Annotated in this window: 9 protein-coding genes, 2 tRNA genes and 3 rRNA genes; 5 read left to right on the top strand and 9 right to left on the bottom strand. The window is 47.5% G+C overall.

The features are described from left to right. The first annotated feature begins 5 nt into the window (after positions 1 to 5). Complete coding sequence (vmeD, locus tag AND4_RS09915) at positions 6 to 3128, top strand: multidrug efflux RND transporter permease subunit VmeD (protein ID WP_009842829.1); 3123 nt, start codon at positions 6 to 8, stop codon at positions 3126 to 3128. A 131-nt stretch (positions 3129 to 3259) separates the two neighbouring features. Next, positions 3260 to 3511: an accessory factor UbiK family protein gene (locus tag AND4_RS09910; RefSeq protein ID WP_009842827.1), complete on the top strand. Its 252-nt coding sequence runs from the start codon at positions 3260 to 3262 to the stop codon at positions 3509 to 3511. 541 nt (positions 3512 to 4052) lie between these two features. Here AND4_RS09910 and ilvC read toward each other — a convergent pair. Beyond that, complete coding sequence (gene ilvC, locus AND4_RS09905; RefSeq protein ID WP_009842826.1) at positions 4053 to 5537, bottom strand: ketol-acid reductoisomerase; 1485 nt, start codon at positions 5535 to 5537, stop codon at positions 4053 to 4055. Between the two features lie 142 nt (positions 5538 to 5679). On the opposite strand from ilvC, the gene ilvY reads away from it, so the two are divergent. Then, complete coding sequence (ilvY, locus tag AND4_RS09900) at positions 5680 to 6570, top strand: HTH-type transcriptional activator IlvY (protein WP_009842825.1); 891 nt, start codon at positions 5680 to 5682, stop codon at positions 6568 to 6570. A 166-nt stretch (positions 6571 to 6736) separates the two neighbouring features. Here ilvY and AND4_RS09895 read toward each other — a convergent pair. The 8 genes from AND4_RS09895 to AND4_RS09860 form a co-directional block, all read right to left on the bottom strand. Further along, positions 6737 to 6827 (bottom strand) — tRNA-Ser (locus AND4_RS09895). Between the two features lie 83 nt (positions 6828 to 6910). Next, positions 6911 to 7027, bottom strand: a 5S ribosomal RNA gene (rrf, locus tag AND4_RS09890). 120 nt (positions 7028 to 7147) lie between these two features. After that, positions 7148 to 10037, bottom strand: a 23S ribosomal RNA gene (locus AND4_RS09885). 462 nt (positions 10038 to 10499) lie between these two features. After that, positions 10500 to 10575: transfer RNA gene (locus AND4_RS09880), tRNA-Ala, on the bottom strand. Positions 10576 to 10709: 134 nt separating this feature from the next. Next, positions 10710 to 12262, bottom strand: a 16S ribosomal RNA gene (locus tag AND4_RS09875). Together the 16S, 23S and 5S rRNA genes with 2 tRNA genes alongside form the textbook arrangement of a ribosomal RNA operon. A gap of 530 nt (positions 12263 to 12792) precedes the next feature. Next, complete coding sequence (gene hemG / locus AND4_RS09870) at positions 12793 to 13320, bottom strand: menaquinone-dependent protoporphyrinogen IX dehydrogenase (protein WP_009842824.1); 528 nt, start codon at positions 13318 to 13320, stop codon at positions 12793 to 12795. A gap of 9 nt (positions 13321 to 13329) precedes the next feature. Then, complete coding sequence (locus tag AND4_RS09865) at positions 13330 to 14787, bottom strand: TrkH family potassium uptake protein (protein WP_009842823.1); 1458 nt, start codon at positions 14785 to 14787, stop codon at positions 13330 to 13332. 15 nt (positions 14788 to 14802) lie between these two features. Then, positions 14803 to 15456 carry a YigZ family protein gene (locus AND4_RS09860; protein ID WP_009842822.1) on the bottom strand — a complete coding sequence of 218 codons (654 nt, stop codon included), beginning with the start codon at positions 15454 to 15456 and terminating at the stop codon, positions 14803 to 14805. Positions 15457 to 15726: 270 nt separating this feature from the next. On the opposite strand from AND4_RS09860, the gene fadB reads away from it, so the two are divergent. Next, positions 15727 to 17928: a fatty acid oxidation complex subunit alpha FadB gene (gene fadB / locus AND4_RS09855; protein ID WP_009842821.1), complete on the top strand. Its 2202-nt coding sequence runs from the start codon at positions 15727 to 15729 to the stop codon at positions 17926 to 17928. A 14-nt stretch (positions 17929 to 17942) separates the two neighbouring features. Then, positions 17943 to 19118, top strand: a complete 1176-nt coding sequence (gene fadA, locus AND4_RS09850; protein WP_009842820.1) for an acetyl-CoA C-acyltransferase FadA — start codon at positions 17943 to 17945, stop codon at positions 19116 to 19118. Positions 19119 to 19204 lie beyond the last annotated feature (86 nt).

The raw sequence follows: 19204 nt of genomic DNA, 5'->3' as shown, positions 1-19204 counted from the left end.
GCACCATGCGTTTTACTGATGTTTTTATTAAACGTCCTGTTTTAGCGGTATCGATCAGCTTTTTGATTGCGTTGCTTGGTTTGCAAGCCGTATTTAAGATGCAAGTCCGTGAATACCCTGAAATGACAAACACAGTGGTTACCGTAACCACTAGTTATTACGGTGCAAGTGCCGATCTTATCCAGGGCTTTATTACTCAGCCTTTGGAGCAAGCCGTCGCACAGGCCGATAATATTGACTATATGACGTCATCCTCGGTGCTTGGTAAGTCAACCATCACCGTCAACATGAAGTTGAACACCGACCCAAACTCAGCGCTATCAGACATTCTAGCGAAGACCAACTCGGTTCGATCACAACTACCTAAAGAAGCAGAAGACCCAACAGTAACCATGTCGACAGGCTCGACTACTGCGGTGCTGTACATCGGCTTCACCAGTGATGAGTTGTCTTCAAGTCAGATCACTGACTATCTAGAGCGTGTGATCAACCCACAGCTATTCACAGTAAACGGCGTTTCTAAGGTGGATCTATATGGCGGTATGAAGTACGCACTGCGCGTATGGCTAGATCCGGCCAAAATGGGGGCACTGAAACTAACAGCCACCGACGTGATGACGGTACTTAACGCCAACAACTATCAGTCGGCGACGGGACAAGCGACAGGGGAATTCGTACTTTATAACGGTAGCGCAGATACTCAAGTATCCAACGTTGCTGAACTCGAAGCGCTGGTTGTAAAAACGGGTGAAGGCGATGTTATTCGTCTTGGCGATATTGCAAAAGTCAGCCTAGAGAAGAGTCACGATATTTACCGAGCCAATGCGAACGGCCAAGAGGCAGTGGTTGCTGCGATTAACGCTGCTCCGAGTGCAAACCCAATCAACATTGCTGCAGACGTTCTAGAGCTGCTGCCTCAGCTTGATCGGAACTTGCCAAGCAATATCGACATGAACGTGATGTACGATTCGACCATTGCGATCAATGAATCAATCCACGAAGTGGTGAAAACCATTCTTGAAGCAGCCATCATAGTACTTGTCGTTATCACACTGTTCTTAGGGTCACTTCGTGCCGTGATCATCCCTATCATTACTATCCCACTATCATTGATTGGTGTTGCGATGGTGATGCAAGCGATGGGCTTCTCATGGAACTTGATGACGCTTCTGGCAATGGTTCTTGCTATCGGTCTCGTGGTCGATGACGCAATCGTGGTGCTTGAGAACGTCGACCGTCACATCAAAGAAGGGGAATCGCCTTTCCGTGCCGCCATCATAGGTACCCGTGAAATTGCCATTCCAGTCATCGCCATGACGCTGACACTCGGCGCGGTATACGCCCCGATAGCGCTAATGGGCGGTATCACGGGCTCGCTATTTAAAGAGTTCGCGTTAACCCTTGCTGGTGCGGTATTTGTATCTGGTATTATTGCTCTGACTCTGTCACCAATGATGTGCTCAAAAATGCTTAAGGCAAATGCAGAGCCAAGCAAGTTTGAGCAAAAAGTGCATCACGTATTGGATGGTATGACCAACCGCTACGAAAAAATGCTGACCACTGTCATGGCGCACCGTCCAGTTATTATCGCTTTTGCGATCATAGTGTTCGCTGTACTGCCAATCCTGTTTAAGTTCATTCCAAGTGAATTAGCCCCTTCAGAAGATAAGGGCGTTGTTGTTCTGATGGGTACAGCGCCATCGAATGCAAACTTGGATTACATCGAACACACCATGAGTGACGTCAATAAAATTCTGTCTGATCAGCCAGAAGTGGAATACGCTCAGGTGTTTAATGGTGTACCAAACTCAAATCAAGCGTTTGGCTTAGCAACACTGAAACCTTGGAGTGAGCGTGAAACCAGTCAAGCAGACGTCACCACTCGTGTCGGCGGATTAATTTCTCAGGTTCCGGGCATGTCAGTCACTGCATTCCAGATGCCAGAGCTTCCTGGTGCTGGTTCCGGCTTGCCAATTCAGTTTGTTATCACCACGCCGAACAGCTTCGAAAGCCTGTTCACTATCGCAAGTGACATCCTGTCTGACGTGTCGACTAGCCCAATGTTCGTCTACTCGGATCTGGATCTTAACTACGATTCAGCAACGATGAAGATCAGTATCGACAAAGACAAAGCGGGGGCTTACGGTGTGACCATGCAAGACATTGGTATCACACTGAGTACTATGATGGCGGATGGTTACGTAAACCGTATCGACCTAAATGGCCGTTCGTACGAGGTTATTCCTCAAGTTGAACGTAAGTGGCGCCTAAACCCGGAATCGATGAACAACTACTACGTGCGTTCGGTTGATGGCAAAGCAGTCCCACTGGGCAGCTTAATCACTATTGATGTTGTCGCAGAGCCTCGCTCACTGCCCCATTTCAACCAGTTAAACTCGGCAACGGTTGGCGCAGTTCCTACTCCGGGCGTGGCGATGGGTGATGCTATCAACTGGTTCGAAGACACAGCACAGAACAAACTGCCATCAGGCTACAACCATGACTACATGGGTGAGGCTCGTCAGTTCGTGACTGAAGGTAGCGCGTTATACGCAACATTCGGTCTGGCACTGGCAATCATCTTCCTAGTACTGGCGATCCAGTTTGAATCTGTCCGCGATCCACTCGTTATCATGGTATCGGTACCGCTGGCGGTATGTGGTGCATTAATTGCGCTGGCTTGGGGTACGGCATCGATGAACATTTACTCGCAGGTTGGTTTGATTACTCTGGTTGGCCTCATCACCAAACACGGTATCTTGATCTGTGAGGTAGCAAAAGAAGAGCAGTTGCACAATAAACTGTCTCGTATTGATGCGGTAACGGAAGCGGCGAAAGTTCGCCTGCGTCCAATCCTAATGACTACAGCAGCGATGATTGCAGGTCTGATCCCACTGATGTACGCAACAGGGGCAGGCGCCGCACAGCGTTTCAGCATTGGTATCGTGATCGTTGCTGGCCTAGCGATCGGTACCCTGTTTACTCTGTTCGTATTACCTGTGATTTACAGCTACCTAGCAGAGCAGCACAAGCCACTACCAGTATTTGTTGAAGACAAAGACTTGGAAAAGCTAGCTCGAGTCGATGAAGCGAAAGCCGCTCACCGCGAATTAGCTGATAACAAGTAAACTTAAAGCACTAAGAAAAAGGTCACTTCGGTGACCTTTTTTATTACTGCTCTCTTTTTTGCCATCTAAATGGCGACTTTCCCGTATCATTTACATAGAATGTGGGCAAATCAAAAGGAGTTTTAGCCACTATGTTTGACCCAAAGAAATTAGAGCAAATCGCTAAACAAATTCACGAATCAATGCCGCAACCAGTAAAAGATCTCGGTACGGATGTTGACCAAAAAGTTCGCCAAGTAATCCAAGGTCAGCTAAACAAGCTAGACGTTGTTAGCCGCGAAGAATTCGACGTACAAACTCAAGTTCTATTGCGCACTCGTCAAAAGCTGACAGAAATGGAAAAGAAATTGTCTGAGCTTGAAGAAAAGCTCGCTGATAAATAAGCGAGAAGCGAGAAGCGAGAAGCGAGAAGCGAGAAGCGAGAAGCGAGAAGCGAGAAGCGAGAAGCGAGAAGCGAGAAGCGAGAAGCGAGAAGCGAGAAGCGAGAAAATTCTTGAGGGTTGGCGTGTACTCGTCAACCCTTTTTGTTTTTTGGGATTCGGGATTCGGGATTCGGGATTCGGGATTCGCTCCAATTTTGCCTTCTTAAGGGCAAATTTCGTCAACACTTACTGTGCTTCTGTTTCTTTCCATTCTATCCCAACGAACATTTCCGATTTTAACAGCGAAGCTACCCCCACAGTTTGAAGGAAAAAGTCGTTTTCATAAAAACAAAAAGGCTTGGTCAACGGCGACCAAGCCTTTTAATTAGATGTTGTGTTTTCTTTTGTATTTGTCGACCCCTGTCTGTCTGGGGTTCTTACTGCTTTGCTTTAATGCAATTACGCAGATTGTGCATTCAAATCCAAGCACTTGATTTATCAAAGGTAACACTGAGTTAGCGAGTATTACCGACAAACAAATTAAGCTCCTTAGCTAAGAAGATTAGCCGCCTACCGCGATGTTCTTCATATCCGTCATGTAGCCACGCAGCTCTTCACCAATGTACTCCACTGGGTGGTTACGGATAGCATCATTCACAGCGATAAGCGTTGCGTTATCTACTTGGTTAGAAGTTTCACCTAACCCCTTACCGATTACGTCGGTATTTACTGCTGGCATAAACTTCTCACGTAGAAGCGGTGTTGCTACGTTAGCGAACAGGTAGTTACCGTACTCCGCAGTGTCTGAGATAACCACGTTCATCTCGTATAGACGCTTACGTGCGATGGTGTTCGCGATCAGTGGTAACTCGTGTAGAGACTCGTAGTAAGCAGACTCATCGATGATGCCAGATGCCGTCATTGCTTCGAATGCTAGCTCAACGCCCGCACGAACCATAGCAACCATCAGGATACCGTTGTCGAAGTACTCTTGCTCAGAGATTTCTGTATTAGCCTCTGGGTAGTTTTCGAAAGCAGTTTCACCCGTTTCTGCGCGCCAACCGAGTAGGTTGACATCATCATTCGCCCAGTCAGCCATCATAGTGCTAGAGAAGTGACCTGTGATGATGTCATCCATGTGTTTGTTGTATAGCGGACGCATTAGATCTTTTAGCTCTTCAGAAAGTTCAAATGCTCTCACTTTTGCAGGGTTAGTGAGTCGATCCATCATATGCGTAATACCACCAAACTTCAGCGCCTCAGTGATGGTTTCCCAGCCGTACTGAAGAAGCTTACCTGCGTAGCCTGGATCAATGCCATCAGCAATCATCTTCTCGTAGCATACGATTGAACCCGCTTGTAGCATGCCACAAAGGATAGTTTGCTCACCCATTAGGTCAGACTTCACCTCCGCAACAAAAGAAGACTCTAGACAGCCTGCACGGTGACCACCGGTTGCAGCTGCCCAAGCTTTCGCGATATCCCAACCTTCGCCTTTAGGGTCATTCTCTGGGTGAACAGCGATAAGAGTCGGTACACCGAAACCACGCTTGTATTCTTCACGAACTTCCGTACCTGGACACTTAGGTGCAACCATGACTACCGTTAGGTCTTTACGGATTTGCATCCCTTCTTCCACAATGTTGAAGCCATGTGAGTAACCCAGTGCTGCCCCCTCTTTCATTAGCGGCATAACCGTCTCTACCACGTTAGTGTGTTGCTTGTCTGGGGTAAGGTTTACGACAAGATCGGCTTGAGGAATAAGCGTTTCGTAGCTACCCACTTCAAAACCATTGTCTTTTGCATTCTTGAAAGACTGGCGCTGCTCATCAATCGCAGCTTGACGAAGCGCATAGGCGACATCTAGACCAGAATCACGCATATTCAGGCCTTGGTTAAGACCTTGAGCACCACAACCTACGATGACCACTTTTTTACCTTTCAGGTAATCTGCTTCTGATGCGAATTCTTCGCGGTCCATAAAACGACAACGACCAAGTTGGTCCAATTGCTGACGCAAGTTTAGGGTATTAAAATAGTTAGCCATCTGGGTGCTCCTTAACATTCTTCCATAGAGGTCGGCACTAGTATTGCCGAATGAACTCATACTAAAGCAGACATTCCGTTGCTGAAAGTGATATATTCACAATTACTTATTGCAATAAATGCAACATGGAAGTGAAGATTTAATGAACATCAAAAGCCTGCAACTATTCATTCATCTGTGCGATAGTAAAAGCTTCGCCAAGACAGCGGCAGCAATGCATATCAGCCCTTCTGCACTGAGTCGACAGATCCAGAAATTGGAAGAAGAAACGCAGCAACAGCTGTTTCTCCGCGATAACCGAAGTGTTGAATTAACACGACAAGGTAAGAAACTATTACCCGTTGCGCTGAAGATCTTAAGTGAATGGCAACAATACCAAAGTTACGTCAAAGGAACTGAAGATGAGTTAAAGGGTGAGATACGTTTATTTTGCTCAGTAACCGCAAGTTACAGCCACTTACCAGAGCTTATTTCTGAGTTCCGCATACAACATCCATTTATTGAATTTAAACTCTCTACTGGCGATCCAGCCCAAGCCGTCGACAAGATATTGGCTGATGAGGCAGATATTGCGATCTCGGCAAAACCAGATCAACTGCCTGCCAAAGTAGCGTTTGAGCCAATCAGCGAAATACCTCTATCAGTGATCGCTCCTGTGGGAGTCAGCAGTTTTGTAGAAGAACTGCAGAAAGAAAGTCCGGATTGGTCAACGATACCTTTTATTGTCCCAGAAGAAGGCACAGCAAGAGAAAGAGCAAATGTTTGGTTTAAACACATGAAGATAAAACCAAACATCTACGCACAGGTAGCGGGACACGAAGCCATCGTCAGTATGGTCGCTCTAGGTTGTGGTGTCGGTATCGCGCCAGACGTGGTAATCAACAACAGCCCTGTCAGGGAAAAGATAAATCGACTTAAGGTTCTCCCAATCAAACCATTTGAACTCGGTGTTTGCTGCATTAAAAGTCAACTAGAAAACCCATTGGTTAAAGCATTATGGGAAGTTGCTGAAGGTAAATATATCTCGCTGTAGCGCTATTATCGCTTTTTGACAAATCGCAATAGGCAACAAGGGTGTATCAAAGAGAGTCGGTTACCCTGACCAGTTCACTTTCCAGATTGGTATCAAATAGCTTAACCTATTTGTAAACGCCAGACATGAAAAAAGCCTCGCTATTTCTAGCGAGGCTTTTGAATAGTGGCGGAGAGATAGGGATTTGAACCCTAGAACCGCTATTAACGGTTGCCGGTTTTCAAGACCGGTGCTTTCGACCACTCAGCCATCTCTCCGCAAATTGTTACTAAGCCTAGTCTTACTTAAATAATGCTAAGTCTCAGTTTTGCTTTTAGTTTAATCTAAAAGCGTTATTAAAGCCTGGCGATGTTCTACTCTCACATGGGGAAGCCCCACACTACCATCGACGCTAATTCGTTTCACTTCTGAGTTCGGAATGGAAATCAGGTGGGTCCAAATCGCTATGGTCGCCAAGCAAATTCTTTTTGTCTTCAGGTCTAATTCAACCTAAAAACAATCATTCGGAAAGCTGTTTTCGTTCTCACACATTCAATCTGTTCTTGCTTTGAGTCCATCAAAACCTCTTGGGTGTTGTATGGTTAAGCCTCACGGGCAATTAGTACAGGTTAGCTCAACGCCTCACAACGCTTACACACCCTGCCTATCAACGTTCTAGTCTCGAACAACCCTTTAGGATACTTAAAGTATCAGGGAAGACTCATCTCAGGGCTCGCTTCCCGCTTAGATGCTTTCAGCGGTTATCGATTCCGAACTTAGCTACCGGGCAATGCCATTGGCATGACAACCCGAACACCAGAGGTTCGTCCACTCCGGTCCTCTCGTACTAGGAGCAGCCCCCTTCAATCTTCCAACGCCCACGGCAGATAGGGACCGAACTGTCTCACGACGTTCTAAACCCAGCTCGCGTACCACTTTAAATGGCGAACAGCCATACCCTTGGGACCGACTTCAGCCCCAGGATGTGATGAGCCGACATCGAGGTGCCAAACACCGCCGTCGATATGAACTCTTGGGCGGTATCAGCCTGTTATCCCCGGAGTACCTTTTATCCGTTGAGCGATGGCCCTTCCATTCAGAACCACCGGATCACTATGACCTGCTTTCGCACCTGCTCGAATTGTCATTCTCGCAGTCAAGCGGGCTTATGCCATTGCACTAACCTCACGATGTCCAACCGTGATTAGCCCACCTTCGTGCTCCTCCGTTACGCTTTGGGAGGAGACCGCCCCAGTCAAACTACCCACCAGGCACTGTCCGCAACCCCGATAAGGGGTCGACGTTAGAACATCAACACTACAAGGGTGGTATTTCAAGGACGGCTCCACGCAATCTAGCGACTGCGCTTCAAAGCCTCCCACCTATCCTACACATGTAGGGTCAATGTTCAGTGCCAAGCTGTAGTAAAGGTTCACGGGGTCTTTCCGTCTAGCCGCGGGTACACTGCATCTTCACAGCGATTTCAATTTCACTGAGTCTCGGGTGGAGACAGCGTGGCCATCATTACGCCATTCGTGCAGGTCGGAACTTACCCGACAAGGAATTTCGCTACCTTAGGACCGTTATAGTTACGGCCGCCGTTTACCGGGGCTTCGATCAAGAGCTTCGACCGAAGTCTAACCCCATCAATTAACCTTCCGGCACCGGGCAGGCGTCACACCGTATACGTCATCTTACGATTTTGCACAGTGCTGTGTTTTTAATAAACAGTTGCAGCCACCTGGTATCTGCGACTCTCAATAGCTCCATCCGCAAGGGATTTCACCGTCGAGAGCGTACCTTCTCCCGAAGTTACGGTACCATTTTGCCTAGTTCCTTCACCCGAGTTCTCTCAAGCGCCTTGGTATTCTCTACCCGACCACCTGTGTCGGTTTGGGGTACGATTCCTTACAATCTGAAGCTTAGAGGCTTTTCCTGGAAGCATGGCATCAATGACTTCACTACCGTAGTAGCTCGACGTCGTGTCTCAGCCTTAGAAAGAGCCGGATTTACCTAACTCTTAAGCCTACGCACTTGAACCTGGACAACCGTCGCCAGGCCCACCTAGCCTTCTCCGTCCCCCCATCGCAATTGTAAGAAGTACGGGAATATTAACCCGTTTCCCATCGACTACGCCTTTCGGCCTCGCCTTAGGGGTCGACTTACCCTGCCCCGATTAACGTTGGACAGGAACCCTTGGTCTTCCGGCGAGGGGGTTTTTCACCCCCTTTATCGTTACTCATGTCAGCATTCGCACTTCTGATACGTCCAGCATGCGTTACCACACACCTTCAACCGCTTACAGAACGCTCCCCTACCCAATGCACAAAAGTGCATTGCCGCAGCTTCGGTTTACTACTTAGCCCCGTTACATCTTCCGCGCAGGCCGACTCGACCAGTGAGCTATTACGCTTTCTTTAAATGATGGCTGCTTCTAAGCCAACATCCTGGCTGTCTGAGCCTTCCCACATCGTTTCCCACTTAGTAATAATTTGGGACCTTAGCTGGCGGTCTGGGTTGTTTCCCTCTCCACGACGGACGTTAGCACCCGCCGTGTGTCTCCCGGATAGTACTTACTGGTATTCGGAGTTTGCAAAGGGTTGGTAAGTCGGGATGACCCCCTAGCCTTAACAGTGCTCTACCCCCAGTAGTATTCGTCCGAGGCGCTACCTAAATAGCTTTCGGGGAGAACCAGCTATCTCCAGGTTTGATTGGCCTTTCACCCCTAGCCACAAGTCATCCGCTAATTTTTCAACATTAGTCGGTTCGGTCCTCCAGTTGATGTTACTCAACCTTCAACCTGCCCATGGCTAGATCACCTGGTTTCGGGTCTATATCCAGAGACTGAACGCCCAGTTAAGACTCGGTTTCCCTACGGCTCCCCTAGATGGTTAACCTTGCCACTGAATATAAGTCGCTGACCCATTATACAAAAGGTACGCAGTCACCCAACAAGTGAGCTCCTACTGCTTGTACGTACACGGTTTCAGGTTCTATTTCACTCCCCTCACAGGGGTTCTTTTCGCCTTTCCCTCACGGTACTGGTTCACTATCGGTCAGTCAGTAGTATTTAGCCTTGGAGGATGGTCCCCCCATATTCAGACAGGATATCACGTGTCCCGCCTTACTCGATTTCACTATAAATGCGTTGCCGGTTACGGGGCTATCACCCTGTATCGCACAACTTTCCAGAAGTTTCACCTGACGCATAAATAGCTTAAGGGCTAGTCCAATTTCGCTCGCCGCTACTTTCGGAATCTCGGTTGATTTCTTTTCCTCGGGGTACTTAGATGTTTCAGTTCCCCCGGTTCGCCTCGTTATGCTATGTATTCACATAACGATACGTGCTTATGCACGTGGGTTTCCCCATTCGGAAATCCCAGACTCAAGCGGTTTTTACTACCTAATCTGGGCTTATCGCAAGTTAATACGTCCTTCATCGCCTCTGACTGCCAAGGCATCCACCGTGTACGCTTAGTCACTTAACCATACAACCCGAAGAAGTTTCGAATTGCTGTTAAACAACCAAAGTCGCTATCTCATTATTTGAATGAGCGAGATAGCATTCGATTTTGCCGGACTCAAATATGTTTTGTTTTACTTAAACAGTAAGACAAAACCCAAGAACACTTGAATGTGTTCGTTTACTTTCATTTTTAAAAAATGAAAACAAACAGTTGGAGTATTCAATTAAGAATACTTTGAGAACTTTACAATCAAATCTTATTCACTAGGAATAAATTTGATTTGTCAGCTTTCCAAATTGTTAAAGAGCGAATCACTTCTAATGAAGTAACCATTTTTAAAAACTCTCAAGAGAGAATGTTTAAAGATGGTGGGCGATAGGGGAGTCGAACCCCTGTTACCGCCGTGAAAGGGCGGTGTCCTAGGCCTCTAGACGAACGGGACACTGTAGAATGTTTTGCAAAAAGCGGAAACAATATAGCTAGTGGTGGAGCTAATCGGGATCGAACCGATGACCTCTTCGCTGCCAGCGAAGCGCTCTCCCAGCTGAGCTATAGCCCCACATAAATCGTTTCAGCACTTTATGCAGAACCAATTTTTGCTCTGAAATATAAACCATATCAATCTGTGTGGACACTCATCGTGACTCATTTGTCTTCACTTTTTAAAAGTAAAAGCAAACTATCCATTTCGTATAAGGAGGTGATCCAGCGCCAGGTTCCCCTAGCGCTACCTTGTTACGACTTCACCCCAGTCATGAACCACAAAGTGGTAAGCGTCCTCCCGAAGGTTAAACTACCTACTTCTTTTGCAGCCCACTCCCATGGTGTGACGGGCGGTGTGTACAAGGCCCGGGAACGTATTCACCGTGGCATTCTGATCCACGATTACTAGCGATTCCGACTTCATGGAGTCGAGTTGCAGACTCCAATCCGGAGTACGACGCACTTTTTGGGATTCGCTCACTTTCGCAAGTTGGCTGCCCTCTGTATGCGCCATTGTAGCACGTGTGTAGCCCTACTCGTAAGGGCCATGATGACTTGACGTCGTCCCCACCTTCCTCCGGTTTATCACCGGCAGTCTCCCTGGAGTTCCCGACATTACTCGCTGGCAAACAAGGATAAGGGTTGCGCTCGTTGCGGGACTTAACCCAACATTTCACAACACGAGCTGACGACAGCCATGCAGCACCTGTCTCAGAGCTCCCGAAGGCACACCTGCGTCTCCGCTGGCTTCTCTGGATGTCAAGAGTAGGTAAGGTTCTTCGCGTTGCATCGAATTAAACCACATGCTCCACCGCTTGTGCGGGCCCCCGTCAATTCATTTGAGTTTTAATCTTGCGACCGTACTCCCCAGGCGGTCTACTTAACGCGTTAGCTCCGAAAGCCACGGCTCAAGGCCACAACCTCCAAGTAGACATCGTTTACGGCGTGGACTACCAGGGTATCTAATCCTGTTTGCTCCCCACGCTTTCGCATCTGAGTGTCAGTATCTGTCCAGGGGGCCGCCTTCGCCACCGGTATTCCTTCAGATCTCTACGCATTTCACCGCTACACCTGAAATTCTACCCCCCTCTACAGTACTCTAGTCTGCCAGTTTCAAATGCTATTCCGAGGTTGAGCCCCGGGCTTTCACATCTGACTTAACAAACCACCTGCATGCGCTTTACGCCCAGTAATTCCGATTAACGCTCGCACCCTCCGTATTACCGCGGCTGCTGGCACGGAGTTAGCCGGTGCTTCTTCTGTCGCTAACGTCAAACAATACAGCTATTAACTGTACCGTCTTCCTCACGACTGAAAGTGCTTTACAACCCGAAGGCCTTCTTCACACACGCGGCATGGCTGCATCAGGCTTGCGCCCATTGTGCAATATTCCCCACTGCTGCCTCCCGTAGGAGTCTGGACCGTGTCTCAGTTCCAGTGTGGCTGATCATCCTCTCAGACCAGCTAGGGATCGTCGCCTTGGTGAGCCTTTACCTCACCAACTAGCTAATCCCACCTAGGCATATCCTGACGCGAGAGGCCCGAAGGTCCCCCTCTTTGGCCCGAAGGCGTTATGCGGTATTAGCCATCGTTTCCAATGGTTATCCCCCACATCAGGGCAATTTCCTAGGCATTACTCACCCGTCCGCCGCTCGACGCCGCTATCGTTCCCCGAAGGTTCAGATAACTCGTTTCCGCTCGACTTGCATGTGTTAGGCCTGCCGCCAGCGTTCAATCTGAGCCATGATCAAACTCTTCAATTTAAAGTTTTTGTGACTCAATGAATACTGACTTCAAAACTCATCCTTACTCGAAAGTAAGAAGTAATTCTAAAGCTATTATCCCCCTCTTCTTAAATAAATAAGAACAGAACGATAATGAATTGACTGTGCCAAGTCTTTCGACTCGTTTGGTCACTCAGTTCATTGAAATCGAATTCGAAGCCTAAGCTTCTAATTGGATTATCATCAACGAGTGCCCACACAGATTGATAGGTCTATATTGTTAAAGAGCTTTCCTGTTGAGCTTTGCTCAAACAGGACGGCCATTTTAGCGAGTTAAAGTTTAGTGTCAATCACTTTTTTCAAACTTTATTCTAGCGTTTCCGCTTGGCTAATTGGCTCGCTAATTTGGCGGTTTGCTTTAGAAACTTAAGCTTCGAAGCGTTGCCGTGTCAGCGAGGTGGCATTATAGAGATTGCGATCACATTGGCAAGTGCTTTTTAGCGTTTTTTTTGATTTTTTTATCGTTCGGATAAACTTGCATCAAAAGCGTCCAAAAGAGCAGGTTATTTCTACAGTTCTTTGAATTTATCTGCGAAAAGAGCCACCTTTTGCCAATTGGTGTATTCCACTTCTTTGGTTGTGTCTGTCTCACCACCTGTCATCGACATAATGAACTTAATCATGGTTTTGTCGAACCAACTGTAACGAGGGTAATAAAGTGCGCCAGCAAACACACCAATTAGGCTTGGTTTCCAAGGTGACTTAATCAGAAACTTGCGAATGTAAGCGCTACCCTCAGGCGTGTCTTTTCCTTGTTCTTCTTTTCGAGCGGTCAGATTAACGCAAAAAAACGCCACTTTACTCTGCTCAAGTTGGTTTAGGTTCCGCTCAATAAACTGATACAGCTTATTGTTAAAATGACCATAACGAATAGAGGCTCCGATCAATACTCTGTCGAATTGGCTAAAATCAATCGTCTCTGCATTGTGCAAATCCACCATTTCGCAATCGAAGTCTGTCAGTTGCTCGTCTATATAGTGGAGAATTTTTTTCGTCTGCCCTTCACGGGAAGAATATAGAAATAATACTTTTGCCACGATTTCCCCTTAACTGCGCCAAAACGTCGGCGTAAGTAGTATAAGTAAGGTAAAGATTTCCAAACGACCAAACAGCATAGAAACAATCAACACCCACTTTGCTTTGTCATTCACATCACCAAAGTGAAGCGCAACTTCACCTAAGCCGGGGCCAAGATTGTTCAGCGTTGCAGCCACCGCCGAGAACGCACTGAGTTCATCCATCCCGGTCGCAATTAAGCACAACATGCAAATCACAAAAACCAATGCATAAGCAGAGAAGAACCCCCAAACTGCGTCAACAACACGTTGCGGTAGTGCGCTGCCCCCCACTTTGATGGTGTAAACCGCTCTAGGGTGAACCAAACGCTTCAGCTCACGCGCTCCTTGTAAGGTCAATAACAAAATACGGATCACCTTCATGCCCCCACCCGTCGAACCAGCACAGCCGCCGATAAAAGAGGAGAACAATAACAACACTGGTAAGAACAATGGCCAATCGGCAAAACCTGTGGTTGTGAAACCAGCCGTAGTAGATATGGATACCGTCTGGAATAGTGCTTGATCAAAGGCGTCATATAGTGACTCATACGAATGATGATTCAAGAGTAATAAGAAGCACACTAAAAACAGGATAAATTGTATCAAGATAAACGCACGGAACTCAGGGTCTTTCCAGTAGTATTTTGGGTGCACACCACCAGACGCAAACGCCGCAAAGTGCAGAGTATAGTTACATGCCGAAATCAGTAAGAAGACGACAGTAATCATATTGATGGCATAGTTATCAAAATAACCCATGCTGGCATCGTGGGTAGAGAAGCCACCAATCGCAATGGTTGAGAAGCTGTGACTGATAGCATCGAAAGGCGTCATGCCCGCTAACCAAAATGCCAAGGCACATGCAATGGTTAAACTTAAATAGATGTACCACAAAGCCTTTGCTGTTTCCGCAATACGCGGAGTCATCTTGGTATCTTTTACCGGACCCGGTATTTCAGCTCGATACAACTGCATGCCACCGATACCAAGGACAGGAAGAATGGCAACCGCCAATACGATGATACCCATACCACCAAACCACTGTAGCAGCTGACGATAGAATAAAATCGCTTTTGGTAACTCATCGAGTCCAACGATCACCGTCGCCCCCGTTGTGGTTAACGCAGAAAAGGACTCAAAAAATGCATTCGTTACTGACACATTGGGGTTATCTGAGAGCAAAAAAGGGATTGAGCCAGCACTGCCAAGTACGGTCCAAAAAAGAACAACAATGAGGAAACCATCACGCGCTTTTAGCTCGTGCTTGTACCTGCGATTTGGGAACCAACATATCCCACCACACATAAGAAGTACGAAGAAAGTCGTGACAAAAGATACACCCGCTCCATCTCTATAGATAAGCGCGACCAGAGCAGGCGCAAGCATAGTGACACTAAAAAGTGCGAGCAATAGCCCGACGATTCGAATAATTGAACGAAATTGCATGGATTGATTGACTAGCTAAGCTGCCCCTGTGGCTTTGTATTTTTCATTGTTACCGCCTAGTGGGATGACAACTGCCTTTGCACCACTTTTGTTGATGATAGCTTGGGTAAATGCGCTCAATTCACGTAGCTCAATTTCCACCACTAATACCACCTGATCGCTGTATTCAGCCTTCACCTCTACCGCTCCGAACTGGGGCATGAGTGACTGTGCGATTGGCATAAACCCATAGTCTAACTCCAGTCGGAGTTTTGTGGTTATTTTTTTCTCAATTGTTTGAAGCAACTTGAGCGCTTGTTGCACACCACCACCATATGCTTTGACCAATCCACCAGTACCGAGCTTGATGCCGCCAGAGTAACGAGTGACCACTGCCGTGAGCTCTCCCACACCAGAGCCAGACAACTGTGCGAGAATAGGTTTACCTGCCGTCCCTGATGGTTCGCCATCATCACTAAAACCCCACTTCATCGAGTCTTCTGGTCGGCCAGCAACAAACCCCCAGCAGTTATGCCGTGCAGCAGGATGTTTGGCCTTGACCTGTTCAACGAATGCCTTTGCCGCATCGATACTGGGTGTATGGGCTAAATGCGTAATAAAGACACTCTTTTTGATCTCTTCTTCAAATTGAGCTGACTGGGCAGGAATCAGATAAGGCTGGTCATTCATAGAGTTTGATCACTTATTTCTTTGTTCAAAGTCTAGCACGAGACGGAATGGCGAGTCGCATAAGATCTGCATCAGCGCACAATGTTAAACACTTGTTTAAAAAATGTATTGAAATTCACCATTCTCGGGTCCAAACTGACTCCACTGGTCAAACCAGAACGACAAATAAGACGACTTTCCTCTATATCGATTTGCTGCCCTACAACTACATTCAGCCCGCATCAAAGCGATATACAGACAATCCAAGATTGTATGTCATGGAGATAGACAATGATTTACCAAGCCGAAACCCTAAAGGTAAAGGAAGTACAAAATGGCATTGCGGAACTTAGCTTCTGCTCTCCAAAATCCGTAAATAAGCTCGACCTAGCGACACTCGAATCGCTTGATAAAGCTCTTGATGCCCTATCAGCGCACCAAGGACTGAAGGGGTTGATGCTTACATCAGATAAAGACGCGTTCATTGTTGGCGCCGATATCACTGAATTCTTGGGACTATTTAGTAAGACAGACGCCGAGCTCGATCAGTGGCTGCAATTTGCTAACCGTACCTTCAACAAACTAGAAGACCTGCCTGTGCCAACCATCTCGGTACTAAAAGGTCATACATTAGGCGGCGGCTGTGAGTGTGTGCTGGCGACTGACATGAGAATTGGTGACAAGACCACCAGCATTGGTCTACCAGAAACAAAACTGGGCATTATGCCGGGGTTTGGGGGTTGCGTACGCCTTCCACGTGTTGTCGGTGCCGACAGCGCAATGGAAGTCATCACCCAAGGGAAAGCTTGCCGAGCAGATGAAGCATTAAAAATTGGTCTTCTGGACGCGGTTGTTGATGGCGATGCGCTTTACGAGTCAGCACTTAAAACACTGACATCAGCAATCAACGAGAAGCTAGATTGGCAAGCTCGTCGTCAGCAAAAAACATCACCCCTTACGCTAAGTAAGCTAGAGTCCATGATGAGCTTTACCATGGCGAAGGGGTTGGTAGCACAAAAAGCAGGCCCTCACTACCCGGCACCAATGACAGCCGTGGTAACCATAGAAGAAGGCGCTCGCTTTGCTCGCAATGAAGCGCTCGACATAGAACGAAAGCACTTCGTCAAACTGGCAAAATCAGAAGAAGCAAAATCATTGATCGGCTTATTCTTAAATGACCAATACATCAAAGGCATTGCCAAGAAAGCGGCAAAATCCGCTAGCAAAGGGACACAACGTGCAGCCGTACTTGGTGCTGGTATCATGGGTGGCGGTATCGCTTATCAATCAGCACTTAAAGGCGTGCCAGTCCTAATGAAAGACATCGCGCAAGCGTCACTAGACCTTGGCATGACAGAAGCATCTAAGCTGCTAAATAAGCGTTTATCTCGCGGTCGAATTGATGGCTTTAAGATGGCCGGTATTTTAGCCTCTATCACTCCAAGCCTGCATTACGCGGGTGTTGAAGAGTCGGACGTGATTGTTGAAGCTGTGGTTGAGAACCCAAAAGTAAAAGCGGCCGTTCTCACGGAAGTGGAAGCGCATGTCGGTGATGACACGGTCATCACCTCAAACACCTCGACAATTCCAATTAACCTGTTGGCAAAATCGCTAAAACGCCCAGAGAATTTCTGTGGCATGCACTTCTTCAACCCAGTGCATCGTATGCCTCTTGTAGAGATCATCCGTGGCGAGCGCACCTCTGATGAAACCATTAATCGTGTGGTCGCGTACGCTGCGAAAATGGGCAAATCACCAATTGTCGTCAACGACTGCCCAGGGTTCTTTGTTAACCGCGTTCTGTTCCCATACTTTGGCGGCTTCAGTATGCTACTTCGTGATGGCGCAGACTTTACGAAAATCGACAACATCATGGAACGCAAGTTTGGTTGGCCGATGGGGCCTGCTTACTTGCTCGATGTCGTTGGTATTGATACTGCTCACCACGCACAAGCCGTAATGGCACAAGGTTTCCCTGAGCGTATGAGTAAACAAGGTCGTGATGCGATCGATGCACTATTCGAAGCAAACAAATACGGTCAGAAAAATGGCCGTGGTTTCTACAGCTACACCCTTGATAGAAAAGGCAAACCGAAGAAAACCTTCTCTGAAGAAATCTTGCCTGTGCTCGCTAACGTTTGTGCCGATGAACCCTTCCATGACAAAGAACGCTTTGATGATCAGACCATCATTCAACGTATGATGATTCCAATGATCAATGAGGTAGTGCTGTGTCTGCAAGAAGGCATTATTGCCACGCCTCAAGAAGCGGATATGGCACTGGTCTACGGCCTTGGTTTCCCTCCATTCCGCGGTGGCGTATTCCGCTACCTAGATAGCATCGGCATTGCTGAGTTTGTTGCAATGGCCAAACAATATTCAGAGCTAGGTGCCATGTACCATGTGCCGCAAATGCTGATTGATATGGCAGAGAAAGGCCATCCCGTTTATGGGAAAACCTTTTACAGCGCACAACAGCAAGGCTCTATCTAAGGAAGGATTGTAAAATGACGAATCAAACAAGAAATGTGGTCGTGGTCGATTGCCTGCGCACTCCAATGGGTCGATCTAAAGGTGGGGCTTTCCGTCATACAAGGGCTGAAGATCTATCTGCACGTCTGATGAAAGGTATTCTTGCACGCAACCCGCAAGTGAACCCAAGCGAGATTGAAGATATTTACTGGGGCTGCGTACAACAAACGCTAGAGCAAGGCTTTAACATTGCACGTAATGCAGCGCTGCTTGCTGGCCTACCAATTGAAATTGGCGCGGTGACGGTTAACCGCCTGTGTGGCTCATCAATGCAAGCGCTTCATGACGGAACACGAGCCATCATGACTGGCGATGCTGAAATCTGTCTAATTGGTGGTGTCGAGCACATGGGACACGTACCAATGAACCATGGCGTTGACTTTCATCCGGGTATGTCAAAGACCGTCGCCAAAGCCGCTGGCATGATGGGCTTAACAGCAGAAATGCTTGGTAAGCTGCATGGTATTAGCCGTGAACAGCAGGATGAGTTTGCTGCACGCTCTCATGCTCGAGCACAAGCAGCAACGCTTGAAGGTCGGTTTAAGAATGAAATTCTGCCAATTGAAGGTCATGCCGCTGACGGTACACTGTTTACGCTCGATTACGATGAAGTGATTCGCCCTGAAACCTCCGTTGAAGGTCTATCTCAACTGCGTCCAGTGTTCGATCCTGCAAACGGCACAGTAACAGCGGGGACATCATCGGCACTGTCTGATGGTGCTTCTGCAATGTTGATTATGAGTGAAGAGAAAGCCAACCAACTTGGTTTGAAGATTCGTGCACGCATCAAAGCCATGGCCATTGCAGGCTGCGATCCTTCTATTATGGGTTACGGCCCTGTACCAGCCACGCAAAAAGCACTCAAGCGTGCAGGTCTATCGATGGAAGATATGGACTTAGTCGAGCTAAATGAGGCATTCGCTGCGCAATCTCTACCGTGTGCCAAAGACTTAGGCCTGCTTGACGTAATGGATGAGAAGGTCAATCTTAACGGTGGTGCCATTGCTTTGGGTCACCCTCTTGGGTGTTCTGGTTCACGCATCTCAACCACGCTTATCAACCTAATGGAAGCGAAAGATGCGAAATACGGCCTTGCCACCATGTGTATTGGCCTAGGTCAGGGGATTGCGACCGTATTTGAACGACCTTAAATGGTTTGAATCATGTCGAGTTATCGTGATCAATCCAACAATCACGTTCAAGGACACCAATAATAAACAATTTTAAACTTACACTT

It is taken from the genome of Vibrio sp. AND4, from assembly GCF_000171815.1.
Lineage (GTDB): Bacteria > Pseudomonadota > Gammaproteobacteria > Enterobacterales > Vibrionaceae > Vibrio.
The sequence above is the reverse complement of the archived record's forward strand: the minus strand, read 5'-3'. Positions and strand labels throughout refer to the sequence as shown.

Bases quoted from the DNA above. Each gene is read 5' to 3' on its own strand.
- vmeD (WP_009842829.1), top strand. From the start codon at position 6: ATGCGTTTTACTGATGTTTTTATTAAACGTCCTGTTTTAGCGGTATCG.
- AND4_RS09910 (WP_009842827.1), top strand. From the start codon at position 3,260: ATGTTTGACCCAAAGAAATTAGAGCAAATCGCTAAACAAATTCACGAA.
- ilvC (WP_009842826.1), bottom strand. From the start codon at position 5,537: ATGGCTAACTATTTTAATACCCTAAACTTGCGTCAGCAATTGGACCAA.
- ilvY (WP_009842825.1), top strand. From the start codon at position 5,680: ATGAACATCAAAAGCCTGCAACTATTCATTCATCTGTGCGATAGTAAA.
- AND4_RS09865 (WP_009842823.1), bottom strand. From the start codon at position 14,787: ATGCAATTTCGTTCAATTATTCGAATCGTCGGGCTATTGCTCGCACTT.
- AND4_RS09860 (WP_009842822.1), bottom strand. From the start codon at position 15,456: ATGAATGACCAGCCTTATCTGATTCCTGCCCAGTCAGCTCAATTTGAA.
- fadB (WP_009842821.1), top strand. From the start codon at position 15,727: ATGATTTACCAAGCCGAAACCCTAAAGGTAAAGGAAGTACAAAATGGC.
- fadA (WP_009842820.1), top strand. From the start codon at position 17,943: ATGACGAATCAAACAAGAAATGTGGTCGTGGTCGATTGCCTGCGCACT.